This is a genomic window from Candidatus Limnocylindrales bacterium, assembly GCA_035559535.1.
Lineage (GTDB): Bacteria > Moduliflexota > Moduliflexia > Moduliflexales > JAUQPW01 > JAUQPW01.
This window is the reverse complement of the sequence record DATMBG010000043.1, coordinates 1-18,057: the sequence shown is the minus strand read 5'-3', so window position 1 is coordinate 18,057 and position 18,057 is coordinate 1. Positions and strand designations below refer to the sequence as shown.

General features: G+C 47.1%; 14 protein-coding genes and 3 tRNA genes. 14 read left to right on the top strand and 3 right to left on the bottom strand.

Annotated features, from left to right (window positions below; translation table 11 throughout):
• Nucleotides 1–445 precede the first annotated feature (445 nt).
• Complete coding sequence (locus VNM22_15685; protein ID HWP48600.1) at nt 446–2,512, bottom strand: NAD(+) synthase; 2,067 nt, start codon at nt 2,510–2,512, stop codon at nt 446–448.
• A 183-nt stretch (nt 2,513–2,695) separates the two neighbouring features.
• Complete coding sequence (locus tag VNM22_15680; protein ID HWP48599.1) at nt 2,696–3,436, bottom strand: SDR family oxidoreductase; 741 nt, start codon at nt 3,434–3,436, stop codon at nt 2,696–2,698.
• Nucleotides 3,437–3,957: 521 nt separating this feature from the next.
• Here VNM22_15680 and VNM22_15675 point away from each other — a divergent pair.
• Both VNM22_15675 and VNM22_15670 read left to right on the top strand, forming a co-directional pair.
• Entirely contained in the window at nt 3,958–4,389 is a 432-nt protein-coding gene (locus tag VNM22_15675; protein HWP48598.1) for a PPC domain-containing DNA-binding protein, read from the top strand.
• Between the two features lie 320 nt (nt 4,390–4,709).
• Nucleotides 4,710–5,438 (top strand): hypothetical protein, encoded by a 729-nt coding sequence (locus tag VNM22_15670; GenBank protein HWP48597.1) that lies wholly within the window; start codon nt 4,710–4,712, stop codon nt 5,436–5,438.
• Between the two features lie 94 nt (nt 5,439–5,532).
• Here VNM22_15670 and VNM22_15665 read toward each other — a convergent pair.
• Nucleotides 5,533–5,605, bottom strand: a tRNA-His gene (locus VNM22_15665).
• Between the two features lie 294 nt (nt 5,606–5,899).
• On the opposite strand from VNM22_15665, the gene VNM22_15660 reads away from it, so the two are divergent.
• From VNM22_15660 to VNM22_15605, 12 genes are all read left to right on the top strand, one after another.
• Nucleotides 5,900–5,973, top strand: a tRNA-Arg gene (locus tag VNM22_15660).
• Between the two features lie 20 nt (nt 5,974–5,993).
• Nucleotides 5,994–6,075 (top strand) — tRNA-Leu (locus VNM22_15655).
• Nucleotides 6,076–6,201: 126 nt separating this feature from the next.
• The gene (tig, locus tag VNM22_15650; GenBank protein HWP48596.1) at nt 6,202–7,425 is read left to right on the top strand and encodes a trigger factor; all 1,224 of its coding nucleotides are present in this window, start codon (nt 6,202–6,204) and stop codon (nt 7,423–7,425) included.
• A 62-nt stretch (nt 7,426–7,487) separates the two neighbouring features.
• Nucleotides 7,488–8,072, top strand: a complete 585-nt coding sequence (gene clpP, locus VNM22_15645) for an ATP-dependent Clp endopeptidase proteolytic subunit ClpP (protein HWP48595.1) — start codon at nt 7,488–7,490, stop codon at nt 8,070–8,072.
• 80 nt (nt 8,073–8,152) lie between these two features.
• Nucleotides 8,153–9,391, top strand: a complete 1,239-nt coding sequence (gene clpX, locus VNM22_15640) for an ATP-dependent Clp protease ATP-binding subunit ClpX (protein HWP48594.1) — start codon at nt 8,153–8,155, stop codon at nt 9,389–9,391.
• Nucleotides 9,392–9,412: 21 nt separating this feature from the next.
• Nucleotides 9,413–10,090: a ribosome biogenesis GTP-binding protein YihA/YsxC gene (yihA, locus tag VNM22_15635; protein ID HWP48593.1), complete on the top strand. Its 678-nt coding sequence runs from the start codon at nt 9,413–9,415 to the stop codon at nt 10,088–10,090.
• Between the two features lie 73 nt (nt 10,091–10,163).
• Nucleotides 10,164–11,333, top strand: coding sequence for a glycosyltransferase family 4 protein (locus VNM22_15630; GenBank protein HWP48592.1), 1,170 nt, complete (start codon nt 10,164–10,166; stop codon nt 11,331–11,333).
• Between the two features lie 55 nt (nt 11,334–11,388).
• A complete protein-coding gene (locus VNM22_15625; protein ID HWP48591.1) occupies nt 11,389–11,961 on the top strand; it encodes a D-sedoheptulose 7-phosphate isomerase in 573 nt (190 codons plus the stop codon).
• A 72-nt stretch (nt 11,962–12,033) separates the two neighbouring features.
• Entirely contained in the window at nt 12,034–12,975 is a 942-nt protein-coding gene (locus tag VNM22_15620; protein ID HWP48590.1) for a hypothetical protein, read from the top strand.
• 145 nt (nt 12,976–13,120) lie between these two features.
• Nucleotides 13,121–14,002 carry an AmmeMemoRadiSam system protein B gene (amrB, locus tag VNM22_15615; protein ID HWP48589.1) on the top strand — a complete coding sequence of 294 codons (882 nt, stop codon included), beginning with the start codon at nt 13,121–13,123 and terminating at the stop codon, nt 14,000–14,002.
• Nucleotides 14,003–14,219: 217 nt separating this feature from the next.
• A complete protein-coding gene (selA, locus tag VNM22_15610) occupies nt 14,220–15,668 on the top strand; it encodes an L-seryl-tRNA(Sec) selenium transferase (protein HWP48588.1) in 1,449 nt (482 codons plus the stop codon).
• A 346-nt stretch (nt 15,669–16,014) separates the two neighbouring features.
• Nucleotides 16,015–17,787, top strand: a complete 1,773-nt coding sequence (locus VNM22_15605) for a cellulase family glycosylhydrolase (protein HWP48587.1) — start codon at nt 16,015–16,017, stop codon at nt 17,785–17,787.
• Nucleotides 17,788–18,057: the final 270 nt, after the last annotated feature.

Genomic DNA, 18,057 nt, shown 5'->3' with positions numbered 1-18,057 from the left:
AACAAAAGCGGAAATAATCATAGCCTTTTTTAAAGGGAGGGTAGTACTTTCTTTACCTCGTTTTGCTTGGCTTTTAAGTAGATTATCGGGTGCTCCAGGAGGGCGTGGCTGAAGACGCGATCGAAGCTCCCATCATCAAAGGGCAGAGAACAACAGTCTGCCATGAGGAACTCAGCATTATGGATTCCGGCGTCGGCGGCACCGGAAGTTGCTGGCTCGATCTATGAGAATGCGAAATCGATCCCGACGATTTTACCCGGCGCGACAAGGGGGGCCATGCTCAAAGTGATGGAGCCAGGGCCATATCCACAATCCAGCACCAACAGACCAGGGGTCAGATACGAGAGGAAAAACCGGCCATGAGTCTGAACAGACCACTTTACCACGAAATCGGTAACCTTTGGTGAATAACCTGGGGGTATACATTTGGGTCTTCATAGACCCTCTACCCCGGTACGTTACGACGTAATTCCTCCAGCCAGACTGTCGCTTCAGAATCACTGGGTGCCCGCCAATCACCCCGTGGGGAGAGTGATCCACCGGAACCGACCTTTGGACCGTTGGGAATGGCCGTGCGCTTGAATTGACTGATTTTAAAGAAGCGGTAAAGGAAAACTTCCAACCACTTCTTGATAGTTGGTAAATCGTATTGGGTGCGTTTCTCGGGTGGGATCAAATCCGGCCAGATACCTCGAGTTTTATCTCCCCAGGCATGATAACCGAGGAACGCCACCTTGCTGGGTCGGAAACCAAAGCGGGTGATGTAATAGGTGTTAAAATCTTGCAACTCATAGGGTCCGATGACCTCCTGGGTACTTTGAGCCGGCCGATCCGAGGGACCTTCCTTGGCCGGAATCAATTCAGGTGAGATTTCCGTGTCCAGGATCGATTGCAAGATGTTACCGGTCTGTGGATCAAACTGCCCTGAAGTAATAACCCAGCGAATTACATGCTGGATTAAGGTTTTAGGTACCGAACTGTTCACATTATAATGAGACATGTGATCCCCAACCCCATATGTCATCCATCCCAGTGCCAGCTCGCTTAAATCCCCTGTGCCGACCACAAGGGCCTTATGTAAATTCGCCAGGCGAAAAAGATGGGAGGTCCGCTCTCCGGCCTGGACATTCTCGAAGGTGATATCATAAACCGGCTTCCCTTCTGCAAAGGGATGACCAATGTCACGGAACATCTGCATGGCCGACGGACGAATATCTATCTCTCCTGCGGTGACTCCCAATGCATCCATGAGTCGATGGGCATTGGTCCGGGTGATATGGCTAGTGGCAAACCCGGGCATGGTATAACCCAGGATATTTTTCCGAGGCAGCCCCAATCGATCCATGGTCTTGGCTGCAACAATCAGGGCATGCGTGGAGTCCAGCCCGCCGGACACACCAATCACAATTTTTTCGATTCCTGCGCTGGTTAGACGCTTCATGAGGCCATGGACCTGAATATTGTAGACCTCAAAGCAGCGTTCGTCGCGTACCTGTGGATCACTGGGTACATAGGGGAAACGTTCCACCCTTCGCATCAACTCGCTGGCACCTTCGGGCACCTGGAACTCAAATCTGATGTGGCGAATAGTCCGTACCCGCTCCAGATGATCCCCAACAGTATCGTTGAAACTCGTCATTCGCATCCGGTCCTGGATCAAACGTTCCAGATCTATATCTGCAAGGATGATCTGCTCTTCATCTGAGAATCTCTTAGATTCAGCCAGAAGATCGTTATTTTCATAGATCAAGGCATGTCCATCCCAGGCCAGATCGGTGGTCGATTCTCCAGGTCCCGCAGCAGAATATAAATAAGCTGCAATGCATCTGGCCGATTGCGAAGCACATAAATTACGGCGGTACTCGGCCTTGCCGACCGTAATATTACTCGCGGATAAATTTACCAGCACGGTGGCTCCGGCAAGGGCCGCATAGGTGCTGGGAGGAATCGGCGTCCATACATCTTCACAAATCTCCACGTGTAAGGAAAAACCTTCCACGTTAACAGCATCGAATACTAAATCGTCCCCAAAGGGAAGGGATTCACCCAGGAAAAGTACCTCCCGGCTCACGGCCTTACGCCCGGAAGTAAACTGTCGTTTTTCGTAAAACTCCCGGTAATTCGGCAGGTAGACCTTGGGTACGATCCCGAGGATCCGTCCCCGATAAATCACAATCCCACAATTGAACAGTTTTCCCTCAAACCGAAGGGGAGCTCCCACTACCAGAACAGGGGTGAGTTCTCGACTTTCCTCTATAAAATGAACCAGAGCCGCTTCGGTTGCCTTAAGAAGGGCATCCTGGTGAAACAGGTCTTCATTGGAGTAAGCAGAAAGTCCAAGCTCCGGGAAGAGCGCAACTGCGGCACGGAGCTCAGAAGCACGGCGGGCAAGACCCAGCGTGCGCTCCAGATTAAACTCGGGATCTGCTACCCGGACAAAGGGGATACAAACCGCTGCCCGAATGAATCCATGGGAATAGATGGAATAAAAAGGATGTTCCATATTATCCATATAGCCTACCTAAAAGAAAAAATAAATCTTCTTCGGCCTCGTTGCACCTCCCATTAAATTTAACCAAACTTTCCAGGAGCAGCTTTCCTTCTTCTCCAGAAGATCCTTTCAACCTCTTCCTCTACTTCAATTTCCGAGCCGGGAGTAGCGCTTCGTCTTACCTTAATCTGAACCCTTTGGCCTTTACCCGAACAGGGGATTCGTCCCGCCGAATGCATCAATGGCCGTACCAGTAATAGCCGAGCTGGCATCGGATGCCAGGAAGATCACTAACTCTGCGATCTCTTCAGGCCGCATCAATTTTGGGTTTTCTTCCCGGCCTTTGCTCCCAAAGGCTTCCCGATAACCTTCGGTATCCACACCGCCCGGACAGATACAGTTGACATCGATTCCATATGGTTTAACTTCGGCGGCTACACTTTCGGTCAGGCTAATCAACCCGGCCTTTGTTACCCGATAGGCACTACGACCTTTACCACCCCTTCGCCCCCCGATACTGGAAATGTTGATGATCTTGCCGAATCGATTTCTCATCATGCCCGGTAACACGGCCTTGATGAGAAGAGCCGGCCCGGTCAGGTTTACGTCTATTACTTTCCGCCACAAATCGCTATCAAAGTTTACCAGATCGATGGGAGGATGAATAATGGCTGCATTGTTAACCAGGATATCAATACGCCCGAATCTCCTGAGAGCCTCCTCAACCAGATGGTGAATGTCCCTTTCAACACCCAGATCCGCCACCACCGCCAGGGCTTCCCGTCCCATTTGCCTGAGTTGATCTGCAACGGCCTCCAGGGCTTCCAGGGTACGGGCGGTGGCAACCACATGGGCTCCTTCACAACCCAAGGCCAGGGCTGTGGCCTTTCCTATCCCCCTACTTGCTCCCGTAACGAGGGCAATCTTGTTTTCAAGTCTCTCCATGGGTCTCTCCTTTTTATCCTTTCTTAGGATAAAACCTTCCTAATGTAAAGAGAATTTTGAAGCGGAAGGAGACTTTTCCCATTTCCCAGTTCCTCACAAAATACCTGATTTATCAAAAAATTTGATATAATATGAAAAAAATGTAAATTCAAACTCAGAGGTTTCAAAGAGCCATTTACAGAATCCTTCAAAAGAGGCTCTAACCCATAACGGAGTTATCCCATTTAAATTTAAGAGGGAGGAATAAATCATGTCAAACACTGCAGCAGATATATTGATAGATACCCTTTACGACTGGGGGTTGAAGTTATCTTTGGTCCGCCCGGTGACGGAATCAACGGAATTATGGAGGCTTTACGCCAAGGAGTAGGCCGCTAAGTTTGCTGAATCGCTGGTTCGAGGTACTCCTAACCGGGGAAAGATTGCCTTTACGGTATTGTAGGATAAAGTGAGAGAGTTCATTTAAAGAGGAAGATGTTCATTTTGAAACTAGTATTAGAAAAATAAAAAAGGAGGTACCTATGAAGACAAAACTTCTCCACGATCAGGATGAAAGAACCTTTGCCGTTATATTTGATAAGGGGGATGAGCTTATGTCCGGCTTGCTAAACTTTGCCAGGAGTCAGAAGCTGAAAGCAAGCCATTTCACGGCTATCGGTGCGTTCAGTGAAGCCATTTTAGGCTATTTCAGCCGGGAAAGTAAAGAATACAAAAAGATTCCCATCCGGGAACAGGTCGAGGTGCTTTCCTTGATAGGAGATATTTCCCTTAAGGATGGTGAACCCAAGATTCACGCCCACGGGGTGGTTGGGAAGTCCGATGGTACAGCCCATGGAGGTCATATTCTGGAGGCCAGGGTGTGGCCTACCCTTGAGGTTATGATCGTTGAATCACCGGCATATCTACAACGTAAATACGATGAGGAGACAGGTCTTGCGCTGATAAATATATAAGCATAAGGCCTCTCCATTGGGGAGGACAGGAAGGCTTTCAAGGGTATCTTTTTTGTAGCCAGCTCCTCCGACTCCCCTTCCCTGTGCAGGAAGGGGAGAGATCAGATTAATAATCTACCCAAATAGCAAAATACATGCTAAATTATATTAAAGACCCTTACCCTTCATCCGGCTTAGGAGTCTCCACCGGCTAGGAGAGGGATAAGGAGTCAGGGGTATAATCTTTTTAAAAATACCTAACCGTTGCTTCCCTTAGTTTAAAAACTTTTCTTTTTACTAACCACCGATCCAGGCGTTACACCCTTCGGCCAGGAACACTTATGAGAAACGGTTCGGGAAGTAAAATAATTGCAAGGTTATCTGTTTGGAGGAATGGGAGAAATTTCTATCTCTTCGCCCTGATATTCAGCTTACTTTCCTTTGGAGCAAGTTGTGCTTATGATAAAGGCCTGGAACCCGGTTCAAAGACAAATAAAGTCATAGAGGAAGAAGGGGGTTCTATTGCCGAGGTTGCCGGAGTTCGTATAACGGTTAGAGGAAATACCTGGTCGGGGGAGCCCCCCAACCTGGCAGAATATTTAACACCCCTTCAAACGACCCTTGAAAACCAGAGTGGTAAATCCCTCCTTATCCGTTATAACAATTTCATACTGGCCAATTCATCAGGTCTTTATGTTCAGGCCCTCTCTCCGCAGGAAATTAAGGGTAATGTCGTGATAGGTCCTTCCATTAACCCACTGAATCCCGATGCGATCCCGTATGGAGAATCCTACCCCCCTCCCTGGGAAGGTAACTTTACGGCGGATCCCTGGTACTATGCCCGTTATTATGGGATATGGTGGACGCCTCTGCCTACGACGGATATGTATGAGAAAGCCCTTCGGGAAGGCGTACTTGAGAACAATCATCAACTATCCGGCTTCCTTTACTTTCAGAAAATAGATAAGAAGGTACCTCGGGTAAGCTTTAACGTCAAGTTAATGGATGCCAAAACCGGGGAAATTTTTGGAATCGTGAGCCTCCCTCTGACAATAAAAAATAACCTATAAATCCCATCCAAAGTTTATCGTTTCCTGAAACCTGGAGGGCTATCTTAAAAACCAAAAAGCCATCTCCACATCTGGAGATGACTTTTCCTGGAAAGGTGATCGGCGGGACTCGAACCCGCACTCGCCAGGGCCACAACCTGGAGTGTTAACCTTTACACCACGACCACCATGGTTCTATATTACTAAGGAATAAATTCTGGTCAACGGGAAGATTTGTCAAGGATTTTTTCATTGACGATGGGGGAAAATTGTGTTAAAAACTTAACCATTTAATCCAGATCTGTAATGAATTTCTTGTAACGGTACCTGGGGGGTCTATGATGTTTGAGAAGAGGGGGAGCGGAAGGCGAAACCATGAGAAAAATATTTGACTTATTCTTCCTTCGGAGATTATTTTATTATACGGTGTTTATGCCAGCAAGCCAAAATCCAGATTTATTCCTGCATTGGGAAAATGTTATGCGCCTGTAGCTCAGTTGGATAGAGCGCCGGACTTCGAATCCGTAGGCCGCAGGTTCGAGCCCTGCCAGGCGCGTTCAGAGAAGATTTATTTTTGCGAGAGTGGTGGAACTGGCAGACACGCAGGACTTAGGATCCTGTGGGTAAAACCGTGTGGGTTCAAATCCCACCTCTCGCATCCCTATGAGTTTATCGTCTGTGGTCTATAGTTTATAGTAGGGTTGGATCAGGCCATAAACTATCTGAAGAAGGGGTTGTTAATTCTACTACAGACTATAGACTACAGACACTGGACAAACAATCCGTGGTGAAAGTAGCCGTTGAAACCCTAGACCCTTGTAAGAAAAAATTGCTCATTGAAGTTCCAGAAGAAGATGTGAACAAGCAATATCAGGCTATTCTCAATGAATTGAGAAAAGACGTAAGGATCCCCGGGTTCCGAAAAGGGCGTGTACCGCAAGATTTGCTGAAAATGCGGTTTAGAAAACAGATTGAAGAAGAGGTTAAGGCGAAATTACTTCAGTCTTCCTATGAAGAAGCTTTGAAGGAAAATAACCTTTCTCCTGTGATTAAACCGGAGGTGGATCAAGACAAGCTGAGCCTGGCAGAAAACAAGCCCTTTAAATATGAAGTTACCGTTGAGGTCAAACCGGAAGTCAAGGTGGAGAACTACAAGGGAATTAAAATTACCAGACCGGTTATGAAACCGATTACCGAGGAAGAGGTTCAAAAAGGGTTGGAAGTGCTTCAAAGGGAACATATTCAATTTCGAGAAGCTCCGGAAGGTTATACCATCAAAAAAGATGATATGATCATCATTGATTATGATGGCTTTATAGATAATAAGCCGGTTAAAAACGGCAGTGTTCGAGATTATTCTCTGATAGTAGGTTCAGAAACCATGGTTCCGGGCTTTGAGGAGCAATTTCTGGGAAAAAAGAAGGGAGAGGAGCTGGAGTTTAATCTACTCTATCCCCAGGATCATCCCAATCCAGAACTTGCTGGAAAAAGTGTTCATTTTATTATAAAAATTAAGGATGTTAAGGAGGGATATCTGCTTCCTTTAGACGATGAGTTTGCCAAGGATTTAGAGCTGGATTCGTTGGAGGAGCTTAAAGCGAAGGTTCGAAAAGGTATTGAAGAGCGGCTTCAAAAGGAGATGGAAGTGCAAATTAAACAGAAGATTTTAGATACCCTTATCGACCAGCACCCCTTTCCGGTACCTCCCTCTCTGGTAGCTTATGAACAGATGATATCCAGGGTCTCTGAGGAAGAGGCTATGCGACGGGTACGAGGTTCCATTATCCTAGAGGAGATTACTAAACAAGAAAATATAACAGTTTCTGAGGAAGAATTAGATGAAGAGATCAAAAAGATGGCCGCACGTCATAACCAACATCCGGCTAACCTCAAGAAATCTTTAAAAGAAAAAGGAACCTTAGAAGATCTGCGCTCAGAACTTTTAAAAATGAAAGCTTTAGATTTCTTAATGGCCCATGCCAATATAACGGAGGAGAACCAGCCATGAGTGAATTGTTTCTTGACAGATCAACAACATCTTACAGGTGGCCCCTACAGCAGAAGCCTTCTATGACCGTAATTCCCATGGTTATTGAGCAGACCGGGCGGGGAGAACGGGCTTACGATATTTATTCTCGACTCTTAAAGGATCGCATCATTTTCATTGGAACGCCCATCGATGATATGGTTGCCAATTTAATCATTGCCCAGATGCTATTTCTGGAGGCAGATGACCCCGAGAAGGATATTTACTTATATATCAACAGCCCTGGAGGAGTGGTTACCTCCGGATTGGCTATTTACGATGCCATGCAGTATATTAAACCTGATGTTTCAACCATCTGCGTGGGTCAGGCTGCCAGTATGGGGGCGCTGCTTTTGGCTGCAGGAACCAAAGGAAAACGCTTTGCCCTACCCCATGCCCGGATTATGATTCATCAACCCATGGGCGGATTTCAAGGACAGGCTTCGGATATTGATATTCAAGCCCGAGAGATTCTTCGGATGAAGGACGAGTTGAATCGCATCCTGGTTAAACATACCGGCCAAAAAATGGAGCGAATTCAGGCGGATACCGATCGGGATTTCTTTATGACACCACAACAAGCCAAGGAATATGGCTTGATCGATGAAATGATAGAACGAAAACATTAGAAGTGCCTAAAGTGAGTTGTCAGCCACTAACAATGAAGGGAAACTTTAGCTCGCTTTAGACACTTTGATCACTTTGGCCCATGCCTATTTCACGAAGTGGGGGTAAAAATCTTGCTTGTTCCTTTTGCGGGAAGCCTCAAGAAGCTGTCCGAAAATTGATAGCAGGTCCATCGGTGTATATCTGTAATGAGTGCGTGGAGCTTTGTAATGAAATCATTGCAGAGGAAACCAACGAGGAAATCAGCGAGGCTTTCCAGTCTCTTCCTAAACCTAAAGATATCAAGAAAGTTCTCGATGATTATGTCATCGGACAAGAACACGCCAAAAGAATTCTCTCTGTGGCTGTCTATAACCACTATAAGCGGATTGAGGCTGATCTGGATGTAGGGGATGTAGAGCTCCAAAAGAGTAATATACTTTTAGTGGGTCCCACAGGTACCGGAAAAACGTTGCTTGCCCAAACTCTGGCCCGGATTCTAGATGTTCCCTTTGCCATAGCCGACTGTACCACCCTCACGGAAGCCGGCTATGTGGGAGAAGATGTAGAGAATATCATTGTAAAGCTTCTCCAGGCTGCCGATTATGACATAGAGCGAACAGAAAGAGGGATCGTTTACCTGGATGAAGTGGATAAAATATCCAGAAAATCCGATAGTCCCTCCATAACCCGGGATGTCTCCGGAGAAGGAGTTCAACAGGCCCTTTTAAAAATTCTAGAGGGGACCATCGCCAACGTACCCCCCCAGGGAGGACGAAAACATCCTCATCAGGAGTATATTCAGGTGGATACCACCAATATTCTATTTATTTGTGGGGGAGCTTTTCATGGCATAGAGAAAATTATCGAACGCCGAATCGGTAAATCTTCCATAGGTTTTACAGCAGAAATCCAAAAGAAAAATGAACGAACCATGGGAGATATCCTCAAACATATTCAACCCATCGATTTACTCAAGTACGGCCTTATTCCGGAATTTGTCGGAAGATTGCCCATCGTGGCCACCTTGGAAGATCTGGATGAGGAAGCTTTAATCCGGGTTTTGAAAGAACCTAAAAACTCCCTGGTTAAACAATACCAAAAACTGTTTGAGTTTGAAAAGGTCAAACTCAAATTTACCGAGGGCGCCCTGGCCGCTATTGCCAGAGAAGCTCTAAAACGAGAAACAGGTGCACGGGGATTACGAGCCATCATGGAAGATATTATGCTTGATCTAATGTACGAACTTCCCTCTCAACAGACAATTAAAGAGTGTGTGATCAGTGAAGACGTCATTTTTAAAAAGGAAAAACCTTTGTTGCTGTATGAGAAGACGGGATAAAAGATTCGTGGTCAGTGAGCCATGGGCAGTAAGGGAGAGGAAGGAGGAACTGCTCACTGTCCACTACCCGCTGCCTGTATGAAGGTCAAATCCGCCACATTTATTGTCAGTGCTACCAACCCCTCCCAATATCCTCGTCACTCTCTACCTGAAATTGCCTTTGTGGGAAGATCCAATGTAGGGAAATCCTCTTTGATAAACAGCCTGGTCGAAAAAAAAGGCCTTGCTAAGACCAGCAGTACCCCCGGTAAAACCCGGCTCATCAATTTTTTCAACGTCAATAACCTGTTATGTTTTGTAGATCTGCCGGGTTATGGTTATGCCAAGGCACCGAAAGAAGTGATAGCCGGCTGGCAATCCATGATAGAAACTTATCTCTTAAAAAGAGAAAACCTCAAGGGGATCGTTCTTATCTTAGATATTCGCCACGCTCCAACCCCAGACGATCAAACCATGAAAGAATGGCTGGATTATCATAGGATAAAAACCCTGATAGTGGCTACAAAAGCCGATAAGTTATCTAAAAATCAGAGGATTTCCCGTTTGAGAGAAATCGAAAAGCTTCTACCGATCCGGCCGGGGGAATCCCTAATCAGCTTCTCGGCCTTAACCGGAGAGGGAAAAAAAGAAATCTGGCAAGCCCTTATAAATTTAGCACAGGGGGATACGGCTATGCTATCGCAGAATGACGAAAAATGATCCTGTATCTCTCTGTACCCCCCTCACGCAGGGGTTAGGTAATTACCATAGGAAATGGGGATGAATCCAGCGTATGAAAATAGCGGTTGTTATTCAAAGATACGGCTTAGATATTACCGGAGGTGCCGAACTTCACTGTCGATGGATTGTGGAGCGTCTGGCCACCAATTTTGAAACGGAAGTCCTCACGACCTGTGCAAGGGATTATGTAACCTGGAAAAACGAATACCCGGCCGGGCTTACCCTGGTCAATGGAATTCCAGTTAGAAGGTTTAAAACTGATCAAATGCGATCTCCTCGAAAATTTGATAAGCTCTCCCAAAAGCTCTACGGCAATTCCCATACTTATCTGGATGAAATACACTGGATGATCCAGCAAGGTCCTTATTCTTCAGGATTACTCAACTATATCAAGGAAAACCGGTCCCACTACCAGCGTTTTCTCTTTTATACCTACCTCTATCCAACGACGTATTTCGGGATGCAGTTAGTTCCGGAGAAAAGTCTTTTCGTTCCCACGGCCCACGACGAACCCCCTATCTATTTCGATATTTTTAAAGCCCTTTTCCACCTCCCCAGGGGCATTTTTTATCTTACCCAAGAGGAAAAAGAGTTTGTCACAGGACTGTTTAACAATGGCAGAATTCCCCATGAAGTACTGGGGGTAGGAGTTCAACTCCCTGAGAAGCCAGATCCTGAAGCTTTTCGATCCCGATTTCAAATTTCCGAGGATTTCATCTTGTATGCCGGTCGGATTGACGAAGGGAAAGGATGCGGTCAACTCATCCACTACTTTCTGAAATACAAAACCTGCCATCCATCCCCCCTTAAACTGATCCTTATAGGCAAGTTGGCCATGCAAATTCCCCATCATCCGGATATTCAAGTCTTAGGGTATGTTTCCGATGAAGATAAATTTAATGCCATGAAGGCAGCGACGGTGCTGGTAGCCCCTTCCCTGATGGAAAGTTTATCCATCGCCTCCTTGGAAGCCTGGGGGGTTGGAACCCCGGTTTTGGCCAATGAAGGTTGTTCTGTCCTCAAAGGTCACTGCATCAAAAGCAATGCCGGACTCTACTATGGCAATTATGAGGAGTTTCAGGCCTGCCTGGGCTTGTTGTTAGGTAATCCCGAACTGCGTCGTAAATTGGGGGAAAACGGAATCCGTTATATTCAGAAAGATTATCAATGGCCTGTTATCGAGGCCAAGCTCCAAAAGATGATTCAGCTTTTAAGTGTTTGAAGTTTTTTCAATTTTAGACACTTGCGTGCACTTAAAACCCTTTAGGCACTTTAACATGCGAGACCTTATCCTCCAGAGTTTTAAAGAAAGTGCGGAATTGAAAATCCGATTTATTGAGACCCATTTAAACCTGGTTATTTCGGTTGCCAACGAGCTGGTTCAGGCTTTACAGTCTGGAAAGAAATTACTTGCCTTTGGTAACGGGGGTAGCGCCGCCGATGCGCAGCATATGGCCGGGGAGCTGGTAAATCGGTTTAAATTTGATCGCCCGGCTCTACCAGCACTTTCTTTAGCTACGGATACGTCGGTGCTCACGGCCATTGGGAATGATAGCGATTACTCTCAAATTTTTGCCAGACAGATTGAAGCCCTGGGGCAAGAAGGGGACATTGCCCTCGCCATCAGTACCAGTGGTAATTCTCTGAATGTCCTTCGTGGTGTGGAAGCAGCCCGAAGAAAGAAGTTAAAGACGGTGGCTTTTACGGGTAGAGATGGGGGGAAATTGGCATCTCTGGTCGATTATGCCATTATTGTTCCCTCCCCGGAAACTCCCAGGATTCAGGAAGTTCATTTGACTTTGATTCATGTAATTTGTGAGATTATCGAGCATGAGTTGTTCAAGGCATAAGGGGTCATGCGTACGGCGTCCTGTGGTCTATAGGTCTTCTACGCGTCACGTACCCCACATTACGTAATTACCTTGTCTTACGAGCCTATTAATCTGGAAAAAATTAAAACCTATCCCTTGCTGGATCGAAAAAGTAAGGTAAAGGTTGGCGATTTTGCCCACCGCTGGCAAAAAAAGGGGAGTTTTCAGGATTTTATCTCTTCCCTGCCGCATATTTTGGCCGGAACAGATCTCCGACAGATTATAAAGGCCGTTGTAACTGCAGTTAAAGCCCACAGGCCGGTTGTATTTGCCATGGGGGCCCATGTGATTAAGTGTGGCCTTTCACCTGTCATCCTAGACCTCATGGAAAGGGGGGTCGTCTCGGCGATTGCTCTGAACGGGGCCGGCATCATCCATGATTTTGAATTGGCTCTGGCTGGGAAAACCTCTGAGGAGGTTGAAGAAGGCCTCTCCACCGGAGAATTTGGAATGGCTCGAGAGACGGGAGAATTTCTCAATGAGGCTATTGAAAAGGGAGTTCAAGATCACCTGGGTATAGGAGCTGCCGTAGGTCGAGAGCTGATAAATTTAAGTCCGGCTTATCTGGATTACAGCCTTCTGGCAGCCGCCTATCGATTGAAGTTACCGGCCACCGTTCATATCGCCGTCGGTACGGATATCATTCATATGCACCCCAGGGCAAAGGGATCGGCATTGGGGGAAGGGAGTCTCCGGGATTTTAAAATTTTTGCCTCGGTGATTTCGAACCTGGAAGGGGGCGTCTATTTCAATATCGGCTCCGCAGTTCTTCTTCCCGAAGTATTCTTAAAAGCCCTGACTCTGGTTCGAAACCTGGGTTACCCCGTTGAGAACTTTGTGACGGTTAATATGGACTTTATTAAACACTACCGACCCACCCAGAATGTGATAAACCGTCCTGTTTCAGGTAGCGGAAAAGGGTATGCCCTCTTTGGTCATCACGAAATCATGCTCCCTCTTCTTGCTGCCGGAATTATTGAGGAACTCGATTAAGTGAATCATGGGTCATGGGGGGTGAACCTATTTGAGACGTCGAGACGCGGAGACGCGGGGACAAGGAGACTGGGGGCACAAAGAATCCCCCCGCGTCTCCAGGTCCAAGACAGCATCCCTCATGGCTTATGATTTTTAACCTTTTATGAGGACCAGGAAAGCTTTCCGGGCTGGAAGTTTTTATCCGGCCTCCCGCTCTGCCTGCATTCAATTGCTGGAAACCTGCTTGAACCAGGTTCCTGCTCCCGAGGAACCTCCTCGTATTATCGCAGGCATTGTCCCTCATGCAGGATGGGTATATTCGGGACCTACAGCCGGTAAAGTGTTTTATAATATCAAAGAAAAAATGGGAAAAGCCACCGAAGCCCCTGTGTTTCTGATTTATGGGGCCGTTCATGTCTGGGGCGCCGAGGTTCCTTCTCTATATCCGGAAGGTTATTGGGAGACTCCTTTGGGCAAAATAGAAGTAGCCGGCGAATTGGCCGAGAAAATACTCGCCGAGGATATACCGGTAGCGGCTGATCCGGAAGTTCATGCCAGGGAACATTCTATAGAAGTACAAGTCCCTTTTATCCAGTATTTGTTCCCCGGCGCTAAAATTCTTCCCATTATGGTTCCACCGGATAACCAGGCGGTCATCCTGGGAGAGCGTATAGGTACCCTTCTTTCCACAGGGAACCAACCCGTTGTAGTTTTGGGAAGTACCGATTTAACCCATTATGGTCCCGGCTATCGCTTTACCCCGGCCGGTGTTGGACCTGAAACTCTGGCCTGGAGTAAAGAGAACGATCGCCGGATAATTCAATTGGCCCTGGAAATGAAGGCAGAAAACGTCATTCCAGAAGCCAGATCCCATCATAATGCTTGTGGGGCCGGAGCTATTGCCGCAGCGGTTGCAACGGCTAGGACCCTGGGGGCACAAAAAGGAGTCCTTCTGGAACATATTACCAGTTATGAAGTAAGATCCGAAGGAGAGATAGAAGATTTTGTAGGTTACGCCGGAATTATTTTTGGAATTGGGAATTAGGAATTGGGAATTCCTCAATTCCTAAATTAATTGTTGGTTAATTGTCCTGGATAAGACGGTTCTGGGACAGTGGGACCCAGGGACCAGGGATACGAGAAATCCCCACATCCCGATAGTAGGGGCTATCGGCCGATAACCCCTACATTATCCGCATCTCGATGGCCCACTGTCTCAGAGGCTTCTTCCTTTTATTCTCAGGAGATAAAACAACAAATTCATGGATAAGCGGGCCTATCTTACCCAAATCCCCTCTGTAGATGCGATGCTGGCAGAACCTTTGGTGAAGGAACTTTTAGAACAATTTCCCAGGGAAATTGTCGTCGAAGGGATTCGAAAAGTTCTTAATGCGCGTCGCTCCCAAATCCTGGAGAGTTTAGATCCTACGCGATTGCCTCAAATCGATAAGTCTCAGCTCATCGCAGAACTGGAAGTTGTGGTAAAAAGCCAGATGGAACCTCATTTAAAATATCTTATCAATGCCACCGGAGTTATTCTCCATACCAACCTGGGACGGGCTCCTTTAAGTGAACGCGTTTGTCAAAGAATCACCGAGATTGCCCGACAGTATTCTAATCTGGAACTGGATCTCAGTACCGGGGAGCGGGGAGAACGATACACCCACATCGAAGGGCTCCTGAGAAGGCTAACCGGGGCTGAATCCGGACTTGTGGTTAATAATAATGCGGCAGCGGTCTTACTGGTTTTAAACACCTTTGCCCAGGGAAAAGAGGTAATCGTCTCTCGAGGCCAGCTCATCGAGATCGGAGGCTCTTTCCGAATCCCGGATATTATGGTAAAAAGCGGGGCTATCCTCAAAGAGGTGGGAACTACCAACAAGACCCATCTCCGGGATTATCGGGAAGCCATTACCCCTAACACGGCGTTTCTCCTTAAAGTTCATACCAGTAACTACCGGATCCTAGGTTTTACGTCCGAGGTTTCCCTGGAAGAGCTGGTTCAACTGGGACGGGAATATCATGTTCCCGTCATGGAAGACCTGGGAAGCGGAAGCCTGATCGATCTGAGCCGCTATGGTTTAGAAAAAGAACCTACCGTCCAGGATTGTATCCGGGCCGGGGTGGATATTGTTACCTTTAGTGGAGATAAGCTCCTGGGCGGTCCCCAGGCCGGATTGATTGTGGGTAAGGCGACCTATATTGAGAAACTTAAGAAAAACCCATGGACCCGGGCTATTCGGGTAGATAAAATGACCCTGGCCGGCCTGGAAGCGGTTCTCCTGGAATACCTGGATCCAGAAAAAGCTATTCAGGAAATCCCCACCCTTCGTATGTTAACCATGAAGCTGCCTGAGCTGGAAGCGAGGGCTAAAAACCTGTTGAATCTTCTGTTAGAAACCCAACACTTTCCAACCAACCCAGATACACCCGGGCAACCCTCTGGAGAGTCTTTTTCTGCCAGAATTCTGGATGACTTCTCTCAGGTAGGTGGCGGTGCCCTTCCACTACAGAAACTTCCCACCAAGGTCGTTGCCGTTAAACCTTTTAAATTCTCCGTTCAATGCCTGGAAGAGCGATTACGGGCCTATAATCCTCCTATCCTGGCACGGATTCAGAATGATGAACTTCTCCTGGATCCTAGAACCCTGGAAGTGTCCCAGTTCCCTATCCTTGCTGAAGCCATATCGGTTATCTGTAAAAGCCTCTAAGGGGATCGACTTCCTTCCGTGGGTCTCCAGACGATTATATCAACCTTCCCCTATCTCCCTCATAATCTCCAGAACCGGGGTATCCCCCCTCCTTAAATTAAAAAAGTTTTCTAAAGTCAGTCTATTTTTTGCTTGAATTTTTTTGAAGTTTCTGTTAGAGTTGCCAGCCTGATTTAAATTAATCCACAACTCGCCAGATTTAGGGTACAGGGTCCGTCATGGTGGGGACGTGAGGTGAGCCGAAGCCTAAAGTGAAGCGAAGGGGACGAAGTAATCTGTTATTTTTACTTCGATGTGAGATGATATAACATCCAAAACTGCAACCTAAGTATAGGAGGACTTCTCCATGGAACGTAAGTCGAATAAGAAAAAAACGGTGGCATCAAGTAAATCCATAAAAACTCCTAAAGAAAGGGAAACATCTGCCAAGATGGTTCGACCTTTAAGGCCTGTGAAGTCAATGCATGGTCCCGAAGTAAAACCCTCCAGACCTTCTAAACGGGTTGTAAAAGAGAAGGTGGGTAGAAAAAAAGAGGTTTCTCCTCCGGTAAGTCTTCCTACCGGGTTTTTTAAAATTTACGATGCCTTAAGACACCCTTCTGCCCATCCTGGAATTTTTATAGATTCCCCAACTTTTCCCAACTGGGGAAACCCGACAAGGCTTCGGTATAGGGCGGTTCGGGCCACAACCCAGCCGGGATTCCTGGTTTTTGGACAGTACGAAAAGGGTTTTCCGGTTCAGGACTGGATAGCCGTATTCAGTGTCGTCGTAGATAATAACACCTTTGACGACGCTTATGTGGGCACTCTGGATGTGGTTCAGGATTCCACCCGGGTGATCGCCAAAATGATCCTGACCCGAAAAGATTTCCCCGAAGCCGGTAAACCTGTTCGGTTCGCTTTACCTTTTAGACCCACATCCCCTGATTCCAAATTAGAATTCCGGCTTTATTATATGGGTTATACCTATATGGCCATTAAGTTTATCTGTATTGTGGATCCTGCCCTTACCCCCCTCTCCTCTCCCAGGTTGGGGGAGGGATGGATACTCCCAGAGGGGAGTTTCCTATCGGACGAGGAATTGGCCAAACTTTTACCCTCTCCGGTATCCCCCTTTATGGGGGATTATGTTTATAACCTTAGGGCTAGGGGCTACGATCTTTATAATGAGATAGATCCGCCCCAAAAGCTGGTGATTACGGGGTATTCTACCTATATGTGGACAGATATGAGTTTTTATCCCTGGGACGGCCCTTACAAGGGGAAGACCCCTGCCGAGTTTGCCGACATTATCCGGGGGTATAACGCGTGTCTTACCCGAGTTTTCTGTATCGATACCTGGACCTCGTCTCTTTTCCCCTGGAGTAGAGTAGGTCAAACGGGGAAGTTTGACTTGAACCGTTTCGATCCGATCTATATGGAGAACCTGAAAAATCTGGTCCGATCCTTTGGAGAGAGGGGAATTATCGTGGTTTTAGATTTGTTCGACAACGTAGCCCTTTGGGACACACCCTCCGGCATGACCTGGCGAAGACATCCCTTTAATGCCGCTAATGGCGGCCCGATCACCAATCCTAAGGATGGTCGCCCTGAGTTTTATAATCCCAATCCAACAGTTCGGGCCCTTCAAGAAAACTATGTTCGCTACATGGTAGATTCGTTACGAGAGTATAAAAATATTATCTTTGAAGTCTGTAATGAGTACAATATGGGAGGAGGTGCCACCTGGCATAACTGGGTTGCCGATGTGATTAAATCGGTAAATCCTGAAGTATTGGTCTCTGCCTCCCTCGAAGTGGATAAGCCCGGATATTTCGATGTCTGGTCCTATAAAAATACCGATATTATCTATGATCACACCGGGGGCTGGGTATCCCGGGATTTTAAGACCATCTGGAAAAACTATGTAACCATTAAGCTAAAAGAACCCGGAAAACCCGTCCTTCTTTCCACCGACGGGTGTGAAGAAAATTACCCGGCCCAACATCGGGATATGGTCAACGCGGCTAAGTTTGCTATTGATCAGAACTGCGGGGTGGAGTTCAAGGACTTATACGAGCCCGTAGCCCAAGAGGTCAAAGCCTTTGCAGTTCCCCTTGCACCGGCAGGAACCGTTTAGGTAGGGGCGACTGGCCGGTCGCCCGTACTGGGAATTAGGGATTAGGTTCCTTAATTCCCAATCCCTAATCCCTAATTCCCAAATTTCTGTCAGTGTCAACCGGGACGGTTGACCTACCATCAACCCTCGGGAATATAAAACCGTAAAGGGTATAATAACCTGCAGGGCAATTCTGGGTGATCGCCCTTAAACAGGGCCCCTACAAAGGGCAATCCCCTCACCCCCTATCCCCCTCTCCTGTGTAGGGGCGGGAGGCCTCCCGCCCCTACA